The organism is Psychrosphaera sp. B3R10, from assembly GCF_018861025.1.
Taxonomy (GTDB): domain Bacteria; phylum Pseudomonadota; class Gammaproteobacteria; order Enterobacterales; family Alteromonadaceae; genus Psychrosphaera; species Psychrosphaera algicola.
In genome coordinates this window covers 1-14,907 of the sequence record NZ_JAHKQH010000041.1, presented here as the reverse complement: position 1 = coordinate 14,907, position 14,907 = coordinate 1, and the positions used below count along the sequence as shown (strand labels likewise).

The following is a 14,907-nucleotide window of genomic DNA, read 5'->3' as shown; positions in this document are numbered from 1 at the left end:
CATTCAATTAAAACAGTACGCAAAAATCAATGACCTCAGAATTTAAATCCGAAGAAAAAACCCATTTTGGTTACCAAACTGTAGACAAAAATGACAAACAAAACCTAGTCGCAAATGTTTTTCATTCTGTCGCGGCGAAATACGACATTATGAACGATTTAATGTCGATGGGAATTCATCGGGTTTGGAAGCGCTTTACAATTGATGCTAGTGCAGTGCGCCCCGGAAACAAGGTACTCGATTTAGCCGGTGGTACTGGTGACTTAACGCGTAAATTTAGCGAAATCGTTGGTGAAAACGGTCAAGTCGTTTTAGCCGACATAAACGACTCAATGATAAAAGTAGGTCGTGAAAAGCTTGAAAACTTAGGCGTTGTTGGCAACGTAGAATACATTCAAGCAAATGCAGAGGCATTACCATTCGCCGACAATACATTCGACATTGTTACTATTGCATTTGGTTTACGTAACGTAACTGACAAAGACGCAGCGCTTAAATCGATTTATCGCGTATTAAAGCCTGGTGGACGATTATTAGTACTTGAGTTCTCTAAGCCAAACCAAGAGTGGTTAAGCAAGGTATATGACTTTTATTCGTTTAACATATTACCTAACGTTGGCCAATTAATTGCCAATGACAAAGAAAGCTATTTGTACCTATCTGAGTCGATTCGAATGCACCCGGATCAAGAAACACTTAAAACGATGATGCAGAGCGCGGGCTTTGACCAAGTTAACTATTCTAACCTAACCGGCGGTATTGTCGCGTTACACAAAGGATTTAAATTCTAACTATGCTGTTAAATGCTGCCTTTATGATTATTGAACCGGCGCTGAACGAAGCACTCGGTTACGACTACAATGCAAAGCAAAAACTGGCTAAGTTAGAAAACAAAAAATTCACTGTCACGTTAACCGATTTAAAACTGTCACTGAGTTTGTTGGTCATTAATAACCAAATTAAGTTAATGACCAATGCTGAAGGTAGCGACTGCACCGTCCGTACAAAATTCGATAAATTAAAATCGTTATCCGATGCCTCGGTGCTGACCAAACTCATCAAATCGGATGAACTCGAACTTGAGGGCGACCTTGGAATTGCACAGGCCTATTCAAATTTGTTAATTGAAAGCAACATAGATTGGCAAGAGTGGTTGTCGACGTATTTAGGTGATGCACTTGCACACCGTATTGCAAGCGTCATCATAAAATTAAACCAATTACTTGCCCGCAAGCTTGCCGATATTGATTACACAGTTGCTTCCGCCTTGACCGACGAACTCAAAGTCACGCCAGATAACATTGAAATAAACCAATTTATTGAAGACGTCGACAACTTGCATGCTCAAACTGAGCGTTTATTCTCAATGTTCACTCAATTTAGGAAGTCAGTTTGAAACTCTCGAACTTAAGCCGCTTGGCATTTATATTCCATACCGCTTTGTACTATCGCTTGTTTAGCGGCATTCCAAAGCATCTCCGTCCTTGGTATATCAAGCTAATTCTTTTGGTGTTTTTCTGGTATCCAAAAACCAAACAAAAATCAGCCAACGCATACAATATTAGACTGGCCCTTGAATCTCTTGGCCCAGTTTGGATTAAGCTTGGGCAAATGTTATCCACTCGCAAAGATTTATTGTCTGACGAATTTAGTGTTGAGTTATCAAAACTGCAGGATCAAATCGCTCCCTTTGACGGCGAACAAGCAAAACACATCATTTGTCAGGCACTTGGCATCGACGATATCCACCAACGCTTTGAAACCTTTGAAACCACACCGTTAGCAACAGCGTCTATTGCTCAGGTTCATGCCGCAACACTACTCGTTGACCAACAGCCAAAAGATATTGTAATAAAGGTCATTAGACCCGGTATTACGCAGCAAATTGAAGCCGATATTAGCTTAATGAAACTCGCTGCGGGTCTTGTTAAACGTTATTTAAAAGACGGCGTTCGTTTACGCCCTTTAGAAGTCATAGAAGAATACGAAAAAACCATACATAGTGAATTAAACCTCGCGCAAGAAGCCGCAAATGGTCAGCAATTAAAACGAAATTTTGAACAATCTGATGACCTCTATATTCCAGAAATTTACAGTGAACATTGCCGTAAAAACATGCTGGTTATGGAGCGTATTTATGGCATCCCTGTCTCTGATGTTGAGCGACTAAAAAGCCAAAATACAGATTTAAAACGACTTGCAGAAAAAGGCGTGAGCGTATTTTTTACTCAGGTGTTTCGGGACAGTTTTTTCCATGCCGATATGCACCCTGGTAATATTTTTGTTGCTGAGACAACTCCTGAAAATCCACAATACATCGGAATCGACTTTGGGATCATGGGCACCTTAAATTCTGGTGACAAACGCTATCTTGCTGAAAATTTTGTCGCATTTTTTAACCGTGATTATCTAAAAGTTGCTCAATTGCATGTTGAATCTGGCTGGGTTCCAGCGCATGTGAATGTCGAACAATTTGAGATGGCAATACGCACGGTTTGCGAACCTATCTTTAATAAACCTCTGGACCAAATATCTTTTGCTCAAGTGTTAATCGGTTTATTCGACACCGCAAGACAGTTTGAAATGGAAGTACAACCACAACTCGTATTGCTGCAAAAAACACTGTTGTATGTTGAAGGGCTAGGAAGACAACTTTATCCGCAACTTGATTTGTGGCAAACCGCAAAACCATTTTTAGAAGACTGGGTTAATCAGCAAATTGGCTTTAAATCAGCGTGGAAACAAATTAAATCAAATGCGCCTTATTGGATTGAAAAGGCCCCAGGTTTACCAGATTTAGTACACGCAAGTTTAACTAGCATTAAGCAGTTACCCACATTACAGCAACAACTCATTAGCGAATATCAGATAGCGCAAAATGGACACAAACAATTTGTGAAAGACCTCACGTTATTTTCACTATCGAGTTTATCTTTGTTACTCACAGCGTTGTTTGCCAAATTCGACAATCAACTGTGGTTTGGGTTAAGTGGATTTTTGGGCCTTGCAGTTATCTACTTTGCTTATCGGGTTTTCATTAAAAACCGCTAGTCATTGCAGATCATTCATTACAAAAATCCATAATGCACTTCAAATCTAAGGGTTATGCCGATGTCTCGTTGGAATTCGGTATAACCATGCTTAGAGACTAAACTATCAACATCCGGTTCACGACTAAACTCTAGGAACGGTTCGACTTCAAAAAATATCCAACTCCGGATAGCTTTTCTGCGGTAACGAACACTAAATTTGTAAAACTCCGGAGCGTATTTGGGCTTTACAACACCAACCGAAGATAAGCCAACGATCACGACAGACTTGTCACTCACTGCCGTAATTGAATACAAACCCGAACGCCATTCTGGGCTTTCATAGGTTTGTAAGTCACGGATAGAATAGTTTAAACGTAGTTCATTAATGGGACTGACTTCTAATCCAGTGTCGATTAGAAAGCGACTACCCCAACCGTCACTCACATAATATTCTAAAGAGGGTTGCAGCGTTAATGACACTTTGTCATTAAAAAACTTCTTACGATAGGACATTTGCGAACGGGCGTAAAGTTGGTTGTCACCCCACCCTAATCTAGAAGATGTACTGATATCCTCCGATACTGAATGTAGAAAACGAATCGCGGCACCTAAAGAACGCTCACTCGATTTGTACGCATCGGGACGAACAGATTCGTAGGGTAAATTTTTAAAATCATCTTGCTCATCGTCAGTTAAAATTAGTTCGACACGATCCTTTAGATTAGGAAGTTTGGCTCTTACTTTAAATTTAACGGGAAAATTTCCCCACTCACCATCACGTGGTTCCCAGCCCATAACAACATGACCCCAGGCTTTTGCTTTGTCGCTACCGGGCTTACCATTTGCAAAATAACCATCAACCCAGTTTGCCGTCCAATCCATAGTATCGCCGACAGTTTCCATCACCGTATTAACATCGACAAACAATACTTTTAGTCGTTTTTCTTCGAGCTCTTTTTCTAATTCGGTTATATCTTTATCTGTTTTATTTTCGACCGGCGGAGGTAGTGATTGATTGACGCATTGAGGACTGGGAGCGTTAGTATTTTCTTTCGATTCAGTTTTTACCGACGAGACCGTATCATCACTGCCTTTGCAGATATCTTGTTGTGGACTTGAAGGCAATTCCGTAGCCATAACTTCGAATATCAAACTCACAAATATTAAAATATTAGTGATTAATTTCCCGTACATTTTGTAGGCATCCTGTTCCTCGACCGATTGCATCGTTTTAATGTGATATAAGGGTATGAATTTGAGCACTTATGACTTTATAATAGCAGTAATTGTTTAAAAAGGGGCGTTACATGTTTGGTGGAATTAGCATTTGGCAATTACTGATCGTTTTGGTAATTGTAATTTTATTATTTGGCACTAAGAGATTGAAATCATTAGGAAGCGATCTTGGCTCTGCCGTTAAAGGATTTAAAAATTCTGTTTCTGACGAACCCGTAGTTGAAGATAAAACTGACGAAAAGAAAGATGCTGAGTTTGTTGAAACCAACAAAGAAAAAGTGAAAAAAGACTAGTGGGATTCTGGGAGCTGATTCTCATCGCGGTTGTTGGCACAATTGTGTTAGGGCCTGATCGCTTGCCAGCTGCTATGCGTAAAGTAGTGCAGTTCAAACGGCAGTTGTCACAGATGACACAGAGCTTTAGTGCGGAAGTAAACGAGCAATTACGAGTGCACGAGCTCCATGAAAACCTCAAAAAGGCTGAACAACAAGGATTGGAAAGCCTATCCCCCGAGCTACAGAAATCTGTAGATGAGCTTACCAAAGCGGCAGAAAGCGTAAACCAACCGCTTAATGTTGAGCACCAAAAAGATAAGTCTGATGACAACAGAAAAGACTGAAAAACCCCCAATCATTGAGCACTTAATAGAAATTCGACAACGGTTAATTCGCAGCGTTGTTGCCGTTCTTTTGTGTTTTGCCGTATTGGCTGTGTTTGCAAACGAGATATATACCCAAATAGCGGCGCCATTAATTGATGTTTTGCCTGAGGGTGCAAGCATGATTGCAACCGATGTTGCTGCACCATTTTTAACGCCATTTAAACTTGCTTTCATGTTATCCATCGTTGCGGCGTTCCCGTATTTGCTGCATCAAATGTGGGGATTTATTGCGCCGGGTTTATATAGTCACGAAAAAAAACTCGCTGCGCCTATCTTATTTTCCTCTGTTTTTCTTTTTTACAGTGGTATTGCATTTGCCTATTTTATTGTCTTTCCGCTCGCCTTTGCATTCTTTACCAGTGTAGCCCCAGAAGGTATTACGATAGCGACCGATATAAGCAGTTACTTGGATTTTATTCTTAAAATATTTATCGCATTTGGTTTTGCATTTGAAGTTCCAATCGTTGTTTTTGTCCTTTGTTGGGCTGGGATCACCGATGTAGAAACACTAAAAACAAAACGACCTTATGTTGTAGTAGGTGCCTTTATACTTGGAATGTTGCTCACTCCTCCGGATGTTATTAGCCAAACATTACTGGCAATTCCAATGTGGATGTTATTCGAGCTTGGGCTAATTATGGCGACGATTGTAAATAAAAAGCGAGAACAAGATGACAACAAGTAAAACGCAGTTTTTCATTTTCCTACTCACATTAATAGCAGTAACTTCAGTATTTTCTGCTAATGCTGCGGGTATTTCTAATAAAGACTATGCCGCATGCAACAGCATCAAAGCAGATATCAAACGACTCAATTGTTACGACAAATTGGCAGATCGTGTTTTTTCTAGCAAAGGCAAAGTAGCTCACAGCGACGAGGCAGTAAAACAAGCGCCTAAAAAGTCAGCTAACAGTAAATTTGGCCTCGAACACAAGCAATATTTGGACGAACAATCTGCAGAACAAATTACCGCTACCGTAACTAAAGTCAAAAAAACGGCATATGGCCATTTAAAGATTTATTTAGATAATGGTCAAATTTGGAAACAGACCACAACGGACAGGCTTAAGCTAAAGGCAAACGAAGTCATTGTTATAGAACGTGCAATATTGGGCTCATTCACCCTTAAAAAAGCAAATTCAAATAATCAATACAAGATAAAACGCCTAAAATAGTATTAAATAAAATGCTTGGTGGCGTCGACGTATCGTTAAAATTTGCGTTAGGTTAAAAGATAACAAAAATATTGGGATGGAAGTTATTCGGTTTAGCGTTATATTTATATTTTGCGCTGTAGACTCAACTTGGATCCATAGGGAATTCAGCTAATTTAATGAACCAAATTTAATTTATGTTCAATAACCCGATATTTGAAATTTATCAGTTATCTCCTTTAGCGTATATTTGGATGGGGCTTATCATCGGCTCCATGTTATTTAACGGCATCATCGCCATCCAGAAAAAATCAATAGTAAATGGCTTACAAAGCGGCTTTTTACTTTCTCTAATGCTGATGACTTTAAGTTTGAACCTCGATAATTCCCTGAGTTTAGGGTCTGATACCATTGCTCAAGTCATTACTATTTATGCATCCTTGGCGTTATTCGCATTTAACTTAATTACTTTGTATTGCTACTTATCTTTAGGTCAGGACATTTCCCCCCGCATAACTTTGCTTCTTAAGCTTTCCTGTAGTTTTACCATATTAACTCCGCTTACTACTTTTATTGCGCCGCCAAGCGTATTTCTGTTGATACTAACCTTTGTCTTTTTAACGTCTCTATTAAGCTATCTTTTATTTGCTTTTGAAAATGCCAACATCCATTTTGAAACACCAAAAACACATTACATTCCACTTTCTTTACTCATTGTTTCTGTGCTTTATACGGTTATTTTTCTCGCTGCAAACCTGCAATCGAATTTAACGCCGCAAACTCTTTGGATGTTTGCCATCATTTATTATGTAGTTGAAAACTACTGGCAGCAAACAACCTCAAACGGCTCTGGTCCGGATGAAGAAACGGTTGATCAACTAAATAAAACACTAGCCGACCAAAATTTTGAGATGCAAGTTACCCTACGTGAACTGAAAGAGAAAAATCACGAATTAGAAAAACTAAATACATTAGATGCTTTATCCAATATCCATAATCGCAGGCATTTTGATAAACGCATTTTAGCGGAACTACGCCGTTCCAGACGTGAACAACTGCCGCTATCTTTAGTTATGTTTGACATAGACCACTTTAAAAAAGTTAACGACACCTACGGGCATTTGATCGGCGATGAAGTTATTAGAAGCGTTGCGCTCACCGCCGCAGAAACCTTGCAGCGCTCAACCGACGAAGTATTCCGCTACGGTGGCGAAGAGTTTGCACTCATTTTGCCAAATACTGAAAAGCTGGGAGCATTTGCCCTTGCAGAAAAAATCAGAATAAAGATTTCTCAACTTGCGATTAATAGTGAAAAAGGCCCCGTAAGTTGTAATGCAAGTTTTGGCGTAGGTTTTACCGATGCAACTCATTCGATGAGCCCAAAGGATATTATTGGTCAAGCCGATGACGCCTTATATCAGGCCAAAGAAACGGGGCGAAATCGAGTTATCATATTTAATTCAGAGGAAAATATTAATGCCACACAATGATTTAGGTGCATTTCCATTTACGCGAATGCGCAGAATGCGTAAAAATGATTTTTCACGTCGACTTATGCGTGAACACGTATTAACTACAAATGACTTAATATATCCGATGTTTATATTGGATGGGACAGACAAAAAAGAAACTATCGATTCGATGCCTGGCATAGAACGCATGACCATTGATCATCTCGTTAATGAAGCAAAAGAATTAGTTTCGTTGGGCATACCGGCCATTGCGATTTTTCCGGTAACACCGCAATCTATAAAATCAGTTATGGCTGAAGAGGCATATAATCCAGAGGGTTTGGCTCAAAAAGCGGTTCGCGCTGTCAAAGCGGCCTGCCCTGAACTAGGCGTTATTACCGACGTTGCATTAGATCCATTCACAATCCATGGCCAAGACGGCATCATCGACGACAACGGTTATGTCCTTAACGACATTACTACTGAAATTTTAGTCAAACAAGCACTGTCGCATGCTGAAGCTGGAGCGGATGTAGTTGCACCAAGCGATATGATGGATGGTCGAATAGGGGAAATAAGAGACGCATTAGAAATTGCCGGATATCACAACACCTCTATTTTGGCGTATTCGGCAAAATACGCATCTAATTATTACGGGCCCTTTAGAGACGCCGTAGGTTCTGCTGGTAATCTCAAAGGTGCAGATAAAAAGACCTATCAAATGGACCCTGCTAATTCTAATGAAGCTTTGCGTGAAGTCGCCCAAGACCTTGAAGAAGGTGCTGATATGGTTATGGTTAAACCGGGCATGCCTTATCTTGATATCGTAAAAGCCGTAAAAGACACGTACCAAGTACCAACTTATGCTTATCAAGTAAGTGGTGAATATGCCATGCACATGGCGGCAATTCAAAATGGCTGGTTGTCTGAACGAGAAACTGTGATGGAATCCTTACTAGCATTTAAACGCGCCGGCGCAGACGGGATATTAACCTACTTTGCCAAAAGAGCCGCGATTTGGTTAAACGAATAAGTTCGGCAATAAGCCTAATTCCTGATTGATTAGCCTTCAATCAATGCACTTAAACAAAAAGGACGTGCGATTTAGGGCTTATCCTGTTTATTAAGAACAAATTAAAAACCAAAAAAAAACCGAAGTCAGAAATTTGATTTCGGTTTTTTTGTACTCATTTATGTATATGTCTTTAATCCAGAAATAATTTCCATCCTAGTTCAGCTTGTGAACCCGCTTCTTGGTTCAGTTCTGCTTTACTTAGTGGATTGTTATCCAACCAGTTTTTAGGCAATTTGAGCGCGATATCTTCATTGGTTACAACAATTTCAACTGCAGGTAAAACTTCGTCTGCTCGTCTGAGCGCCAAAATAACCGCTAACCTCAATATACGAGCTAAACGACATGCAAGTAACACTGACGTTGAACTTTGCTTATAAAGCGAGTCTTTATCTATGTCTTCCCTGTGGTTTAACACCAAAGAAGTGAGTAATTTTTTCTGCGCTTCGGTAAAGCCTGGTAAATTGGTGTTTGCCAGTATGTAACTTGAGTGCAGTTGTTGACCTTTATAGGCGACTTGTAATCCCACTTCATGGACCATAGCTGCTGCTCGCAATATGTCTAGCGCTTCGAATTGTTGCAGATCCCAACTGGGTTCGGTTTGTTTAGCCAAATTTATCGACAACTCTGCAACTCGTTTAGCATGCTCTTTATCGACATGATAACGTGTCATGACACTTTCGATTGTCCTATTGCGAACATTCATTTTTGTCAGTTCAGGTAACATCGAATACAATTGACCTTCGCGCAACGCCCCACCGGCCAGTGTCATCCCGGTCAAGTTCAGTTGTCTAAAGATTGCGATCAATATCGATACACCACTTGGAAATACCATGCGACGGTCTTTAACTAAACCGGGGATCGTCAGATTATCAATAATTCCGTAGGTGATAGACTGCTGCATGATAGCCACAAGCCTTTCCAGCGTAATGATTTCGTCGTGCCCCTGATGGATTAGAATTTCTTGAATGGCTTGCACCGTACCCGACGCGCCAACTTCTTCGTTCCAGTTAAAATCTTTATAGAGGTCGCGAATCGTCGAAATTTCTAATTCAGCCGCTGCAATAGCATTAGTGTAATTCGTTTCTGAAAGGTAACCACCCGGGAAGTAACGCTCTAAATAGGTGACACACCCGACATTCAAACTTTTACATATTACAGGAGTATCTCCATCGCCTGCGATTAACTCAGTGCTAGCACCACCAATATCAATAACCAAACGGCGTATTTTTCGACTTGATGTGTAAGCAACACCTTTGTAAATAATTTGCGCTTCGCGTTCACCAGATATAATTTCTATTGGCAAACCTAAAATTTGTTCGGCTTTATCTAAAAAAACAGAAACATTTGTAGCGAGTCTAAGTGTAGCAGTTCCGGCAATGCGGATATTATTAATGGGGATATCTTGAAGTCGCTCAGCAAAAAGGTCGAGACATTCCCAACCTCTTAGCATTGCTTCGTCAGACAAAATGAGATTTTCGTCTAGACCAGAGGCTAGGCGAACTTTACGTTTCACCCGGCCAATAATCTGAACACTACCAGCAACCACCTGAGCTATCATCATATGAAAGCTATTTGACCCTAAGTCAATTACGGCATAACTACTGTTTTTTTCCATTTACATCTGACCTTACCAATTAACTCCGGCGTCTTTGATGATGACGTCGTTTCTGATAACGAGGTTTTTGGACATCGTCCAACAACGCAGATTCGTCATAATGCGAAACAGGTATCGCATGGCCAGTATATTCTTCAATAGCTGGTAGATTATAAACATATGATTCACATGCAAAACTAATTGCATGCCCGCTAGCACCCGCTCGGCCGGTACGACCAATACGATGCACGTAATCTTCACGGTCATCTGGTAAATCAAAGTTATAAACGTGTGTTACCGCAGGGATATGAAGTCCACGAGCGGCTACGTCAGTAGCAACGAGGAAATCTAAATCACCTTTTGCAAACGCATCTAAAATACTTAAGCGTTTACGCTGATTCACGTCACCCGTTAGTAGACCTACACGGTGTTTATCCGCTTTCATCCAGTTATATATTTTTTCACAAACGTGTTTAGTATTGGCAAAAATAATTGCTTTATCTGGCCAATCGTCTTCGATTAGTGAAAGTAACAATAAAAATTTCTGGTCAGATTGAGGATAAAATAACTCTTCTACTATGCGGTGGCCTGTCATTTGTTCAGGCTCAGTTTGAACATGAGTTGGTTCATTCATGTGTTCAAAAGCAAGTTCTTTTACTTTAAAGCTCATTGTCGCAGAAAATATTAGGTTTAGACGTTGGTCACTAGGTGGCATTTTATTAAATAAATAACGGATGTCTTTAATAAAGCCTAAATCAAACATTCTGTCTGCTTCATCTAGTACCACGGCTTGAATATTTTCAAGCGAATATACGTCTTGTTTTAAGTAATCAATTACACGTCCAGTCGTGCCAATTACTACATCAACTCCTGATTGTAAAAGTTGGCGTTGAGATTCATAACCTTCGCCCCCATAAACAAGTCCAAGAGATAACCCAGTTGTCTCAGCGAATACCACAGCGTCTTTATGAATTTGTATTGCTAATTCGCGAGTAGGTGCCAAAATAATAGCTTTCGGCTGGCCAGGTTTAGTGTCAGACTTGAGAAGACGGTTAAATGTAGCGGTTAAAAACGCTATCGTTTTACCCGTACCAGTTTGTGCTTGCCCTGCTATATCGGAACCTTTTTCGATAAGCGGCATACACATAGCCTGGATAGGCGTACAATTCTCGAAGCCAAGTTTAGAAAGGGCTTTTAGTACATTTTCATGTACATCAAAGTCGGTAAATTTTGTTTCAGTTAAATGTGTCTTAGTCATAGCTGATAAGCATAACCTTAACACTTGCAATAAGAAACATATTATTCAAAATAGACGTATAAATTTTATATAATTTCGGAGTTTAAAATGAGCGATAAAATAGTTGCAGTAACCGATGACAGCTTTGACTCTGTCGTAAACGGCGACAAACCTGTATTAGTAGATTTTTGGGCAGAATGGTGCGGGCCTTGTAAGATGATTGCTCCGATTTTGAACGAAGTAGCTGAAGAAATGGACAGCGTTACAATTGCAAAATTGAACATTGACCAAAACCCTAACACGCCACCTAAATTTGGCGTTCGTGGTATTCCAACACTATTGTTGTTTAAAAATGGTGAAGTTGCAGCTACTAAAGTTGGCGCACTAAGCAAAACGCAATTAGTCGAGTTTTTAAACGAAAACGTTTAACATTTACTTGTTTAATGCAGTTAGAAAAGAGTCGATTAATTCGACTCTTTTTTTGTCTTCATATTTTTCTGCTGTACCAACCCCCCAAATAGGGCCTGGCCAGGCAACGTCATTTTCTGTTCTCGCAACCACATGCCAATGCAGTTGACGAACAATGTTCCCAAGATTAGCGACATTTATTTTATCAGCAGAAACTACGGTCCTAAGTGCAGCTGACACTTTAGAACTTTCATCAATTAGTACGTGCTGTTGAGAAACGCTCAACGCATCAACTTCTTCAACCCCCTCAACCTCGGGGATTAAAATAAACCAGGGAAAGCGAGCATCGTTTTGCAATCGAACTTGGCAAAGTTCGAGTTTAGTGACAAAAATAGAGTCTTCTTCGAATCGATGATTTAGTTTAAACATAGTGTAGTTAACTTCTTATATGAGTATTGAAGGCAGACATTTGGCCCTAAAGCAAAAAGGAGCCTGGCAAAAAGACAGTTATTGAATTACTCGGTCTCTTCCCATGCCTTTTGCTTCATAAAGGTTACTATCAGCGCGACGGATCATGTCTTGGACGTTTTTATCGGTGTCAGGATCATATTGAGCGACACCCATACTAAACAAAACCGTAAGAGGCTTTTCAACACCGTTGATGCTTATTTTCTCTAAGTTAGCTTTTAGTCTGTTAAATATCTGGGTGACTTCGTTTTTATCTGTATCACCCAACACTAATAACCACTCTTCTCCACCATAACGTCCATATCGGTCTTGCTTTCTTAGCGCAGATGCACAGGCATTAGAGAAAGATTTTAAAACTTCGTCGCCAACGTCATGGCCATATTGGTCGTTAAAGGTTTTGAAGTGATCTAAGTCAACTAAAGCAATGGTAAAGTTCATATTTGTTTGTCGTGCTTCAGAGAAACGTTCTTTTGCATATTGTAGAACCGCACGTCGATTAGGGGCGTTAGTTAAATGATCACGTAAGGCCATTTTCTGAAACCGAGTCCGGTGTAGAGTTTGTCGATATAACAAGAAGCCAATAACAACCACTATTAAAATCGCCATAACTGCCACTAAGATTAAAAAGAAAAGCCGACTATTTTGTTGCTCTAACCTAAGTTTTTTTACTTCATTGTCTTTGAGTAGTAATAAGTTTTCAGATTCCTTAATTTTACTATCAAACTCAACCATTAGCTTCTCTACGTCCTGTTCTTGAACCCGGTCAAAGTTTTTTAGTAGTCGCTGGCTATAATCCAATTGTGTTTCAAAGGCGCGTTTATAGTCCATCATTAGTTCGTGATATCGCGCAGAGATTAACAGGAACTTACTTGGGTAACCCGGTTGCCCATATTTGGCGTAATCTATTTGAAGCTTATTAAATAACTTACCGGCAGCAATTTTATCTTTGCTTCCGATATACGACTCTAGCAGGCCAACCTTCATACGGAATGAAGTGACTTCATCGTCAAAATATTTGAAAATAGCTATGGATTCTTTGTAAAGATTTGCCGCATTAACAAATTGTGATTGCTTAATAAAAATCCGTGCTAGTGCCGATTTCGAATACGCCAAATTTAACTTGTCATCGATGTCTAGGCTAATTTCAATTGAAGCACTAAACTGCGACTTTGCTTCCTCTAGAAGCCCCATGTCTACGTAGGTAAACCCTAAATTATAATGCGCTAACGATGCTGCATGGCGGTAACCAAGCTTGCTGTATATAGCGAGGGCTTTTTTCAAATAATTAACCGCTAAATTTTTATCGCCTTGCTCGCCATAAACCAATGATAAGGAATTAAAAACGTCAGCCAAGCCCGATTCTTCATTAAGTCTAAAATATATCTCATAGGCCTTATTATAAAATTCTATCGCTTTGTCCATTCCAGTATCTAGATAATAACTATAACCAACTTCAAGGTAAGATCTAGCAACAAGCTCATTTTGTGAAGCTCTCTTAATTTTAGAAATAATTTTTTGAGTTAACTGCTTAGACTTGTCAAACTCTGCTGCATTGTCTAATAAAGCAAGGCGGAGCAAGTCTGCTCTAAGGTTAAAGGTTGGATCATCTAGCGATTCAATTCTGTTACTGTAGGTATCAAGTAATTCTTGCGCCTCTTGATACCTTTCTAGTTTTTTAAGAATCTCAGCTTGTATTAATACGGCTTTTACTATCGATTGTTTATCAGCATGTAGTTGGGCTGAAGCCAACAGATCTTTTGATTTATCAAGGGCGACACCGAGTACAGCGATCTTGCTGATTTTTAAATTATCGAGTTCCGAAATTAGTTTATCTTTTGAATACGTATCAGCCGTCACGCCGCAACTGGCAAATAGCAAAACTGCAATAATCCAACTCAGCTTTAAAAAATGAAACATCTATCCCTTACATCTTCCAAAATTTTCGGTCTCTCTCATTTTAGAGCCAAATAACCTAGTTCGCCATAAATGAAATTTAAACTCTTACACGTTAGAAGTCGGCAAAAATACTTCTATCTGTAATTCAAGATGCTCAATTTACCAACTTTCTGGTAAGACGCAACTATCTAATATAATAAGCAATAAGAGTATTTTTAGTACTATTGTAAATCTTTGGAATAATGTCGAATTTATTGAGTTAATAATCACGGCAAACTAATCGCACTTTTACTACCGCACTAATCTTAGTCCGTTTATTCAATTTTGCATAAAAAGTCAAAATACTTTATTTGTTTGAACAGCTTAATAATTCTGACTAACAAACCCTAATTAACAAAGGCGGTGTCTTCTACTTGTGCCAAAAAAGTGCCTAAATTTCTTAACTAACGTTTAACGTAAAACACCAATACTTAAACCTCAGCTTTTTATAATCATAGCTTTTGTTTACAAAGCTTTGTAAATATTAGCTTTGTAAACAAAAGCCTAGTAAATATTAGCTACGAAAAACCACCTACTGATTCTAGTCCTTACCTATACAAATCATGTTAAACCATTTTGGTTAAATATCTGATCTAATATGGCTAGGTTCATCATAGAGGAATATTCGAAAATTGGCTCATACATCCCAGTCACTA

General features: G+C 39.4%; 15 protein-coding genes. 10 read left to right on the top strand and 5 right to left on the bottom strand.

Annotation, left to right across the window (positions count from 1 at the left end; genetic code table 11):
* Window positions 1–29: 29 nt before the first annotated feature.
* Genes ubiE through ubiB form a run of 3 tightly spaced genes read left to right on the top strand, consistent with a single transcriptional unit; the run spans window position 30 to window position 3,051 of the window.
* Window positions 30–791 carry a bifunctional demethylmenaquinone methyltransferase/2-methoxy-6-polyprenyl-1,4-benzoquinol methylase UbiE gene (gene ubiE, locus KO525_RS14945; protein WP_215964643.1) on the top strand — a complete coding sequence of 254 codons (762 nt, stop codon included), beginning with the start codon at window positions 30–32 and terminating at the stop codon, window positions 789–791.
* 2 nt (window positions 792–793) lie between these two features.
* Entirely contained in the window at window positions 794–1,396 is a 603-nt protein-coding gene (locus KO525_RS14940) for an SCP2 domain-containing protein (RefSeq protein ID WP_215964642.1), read from the top strand.
* The gene (gene ubiB, locus KO525_RS14935; RefSeq protein WP_252736540.1) at window positions 1,393–3,051 is read left to right on the top strand and encodes a ubiquinone biosynthesis regulatory protein kinase UbiB; all 1,659 of its coding nucleotides are present in this window, start codon (window positions 1,393–1,395) and stop codon (window positions 3,049–3,051) included. The genes KO525_RS14940 and ubiB overlap by 4 nt, the downstream gene beginning before the upstream one ends.
* A 17-nt stretch (window positions 3,052–3,068) precedes the next feature.
* Here the strand turns inward: ubiB and KO525_RS14930 are convergent, their stop codons facing one another.
* Window positions 3,069–4,226, bottom strand: a complete 1,158-nt coding sequence (locus tag KO525_RS14930; protein WP_215964641.1) for a hypothetical protein — start codon at window positions 4,224–4,226, stop codon at window positions 3,069–3,071.
* 113 nt (window positions 4,227–4,339) lie between these two features.
* Here KO525_RS14930 and tatA point away from each other — a divergent pair, with 113 nt between their 5' ends.
* The 6 genes from tatA to hemB all read left to right on the top strand — a co-directional run bounded on the left by tatA (window position 4,340) and on the right by hemB (window position 8,567).
* A complete protein-coding gene (gene tatA, locus KO525_RS14925; protein WP_215964640.1) occupies window positions 4,340–4,561 on the top strand; it encodes a twin-arginine translocase TatA/TatE family subunit in 222 nt (73 codons plus the stop codon).
* Window positions 4,561–4,887 (top strand): Sec-independent protein translocase protein TatB, encoded by a 327-nt coding sequence (tatB, locus tag KO525_RS14920; protein ID WP_215964639.1) that lies wholly within the window; start codon window positions 4,561–4,563, stop codon window positions 4,885–4,887. The genes tatA and tatB overlap by 1 nt, the downstream gene beginning before the upstream one ends.
* Window positions 4,868–5,614, top strand: a complete 747-nt coding sequence (gene tatC / locus KO525_RS14915; protein WP_215964638.1) for a twin-arginine translocase subunit TatC — start codon at window positions 4,868–4,870, stop codon at window positions 5,612–5,614. The genes tatB and tatC overlap by 20 nt, the downstream gene beginning before the upstream one ends.
* Complete coding sequence (locus KO525_RS14910) at window positions 5,601–6,104, top strand: hypothetical protein (RefSeq protein ID WP_215964637.1); 504 nt, start codon at window positions 5,601–5,603, stop codon at window positions 6,102–6,104. The genes tatC and KO525_RS14910 overlap by 14 nt, the downstream gene beginning before the upstream one ends.
* A 176-nt stretch (window positions 6,105–6,280) precedes the next feature.
* Complete coding sequence (locus tag KO525_RS14905; protein ID WP_215964636.1) at window positions 6,281–7,573, top strand: GGDEF domain-containing protein; 1,293 nt, start codon at window positions 6,281–6,283, stop codon at window positions 7,571–7,573.
* Window positions 7,560–8,567, top strand: coding sequence for a porphobilinogen synthase (gene hemB, locus KO525_RS14900; protein WP_215964635.1), 1,008 nt, complete (start codon window positions 7,560–7,562; stop codon window positions 8,565–8,567). Before KO525_RS14905 ends, hemB begins: the two co-directional genes overlap by 14 nt.
* Before the next feature lie 172 nt (window positions 8,568–8,739).
* Here hemB and gppA read toward each other — a convergent pair whose 3' ends face one another.
* Window positions 8,740–10,224 carry a guanosine-5'-triphosphate,3'-diphosphate diphosphatase gene (gppA, locus tag KO525_RS14895; protein WP_215964634.1) on the bottom strand — a complete coding sequence of 495 codons (1,485 nt, stop codon included), beginning with the start codon at window positions 10,222–10,224 and terminating at the stop codon, window positions 8,740–8,742.
* Between the two features lie 19 nt (window positions 10,225–10,243).
* Entirely contained in the window at window positions 10,244–11,461 is a 1,218-nt protein-coding gene (gene rhlB, locus KO525_RS14890) for an ATP-dependent RNA helicase RhlB (protein WP_215964633.1), read from the bottom strand.
* An 87-nt stretch (window positions 11,462–11,548) separates the two neighbouring features.
* Here rhlB and trxA point away from each other — a divergent pair, with 87 nt between their 5' ends.
* Window positions 11,549–11,869: a thioredoxin TrxA gene (trxA, locus tag KO525_RS14885; protein WP_215964632.1), complete on the top strand. Its 321-nt coding sequence runs from the start codon at window positions 11,549–11,551 to the stop codon at window positions 11,867–11,869.
* Between the two features lie 3 nt (window positions 11,870–11,872).
* Here trxA and KO525_RS14880 read toward each other — a convergent pair whose 3' ends face one another.
* On the bottom strand, window positions 11,873–12,277 hold the full coding sequence (locus tag KO525_RS14880; RefSeq protein WP_215964631.1) for an HIT domain-containing protein: 405 nt from the start codon (window positions 12,275–12,277) through the stop codon (window positions 11,873–11,875).
* Between the two features lie 78 nt (window positions 12,278–12,355).
* Complete coding sequence (locus tag KO525_RS14875; RefSeq protein WP_215964630.1) at window positions 12,356–14,233, bottom strand: tetratricopeptide repeat-containing diguanylate cyclase; 1,878 nt, start codon at window positions 14,231–14,233, stop codon at window positions 12,356–12,358.
* Between the last annotated feature and the right edge of the window lie 674 nt (window positions 14,234–14,907).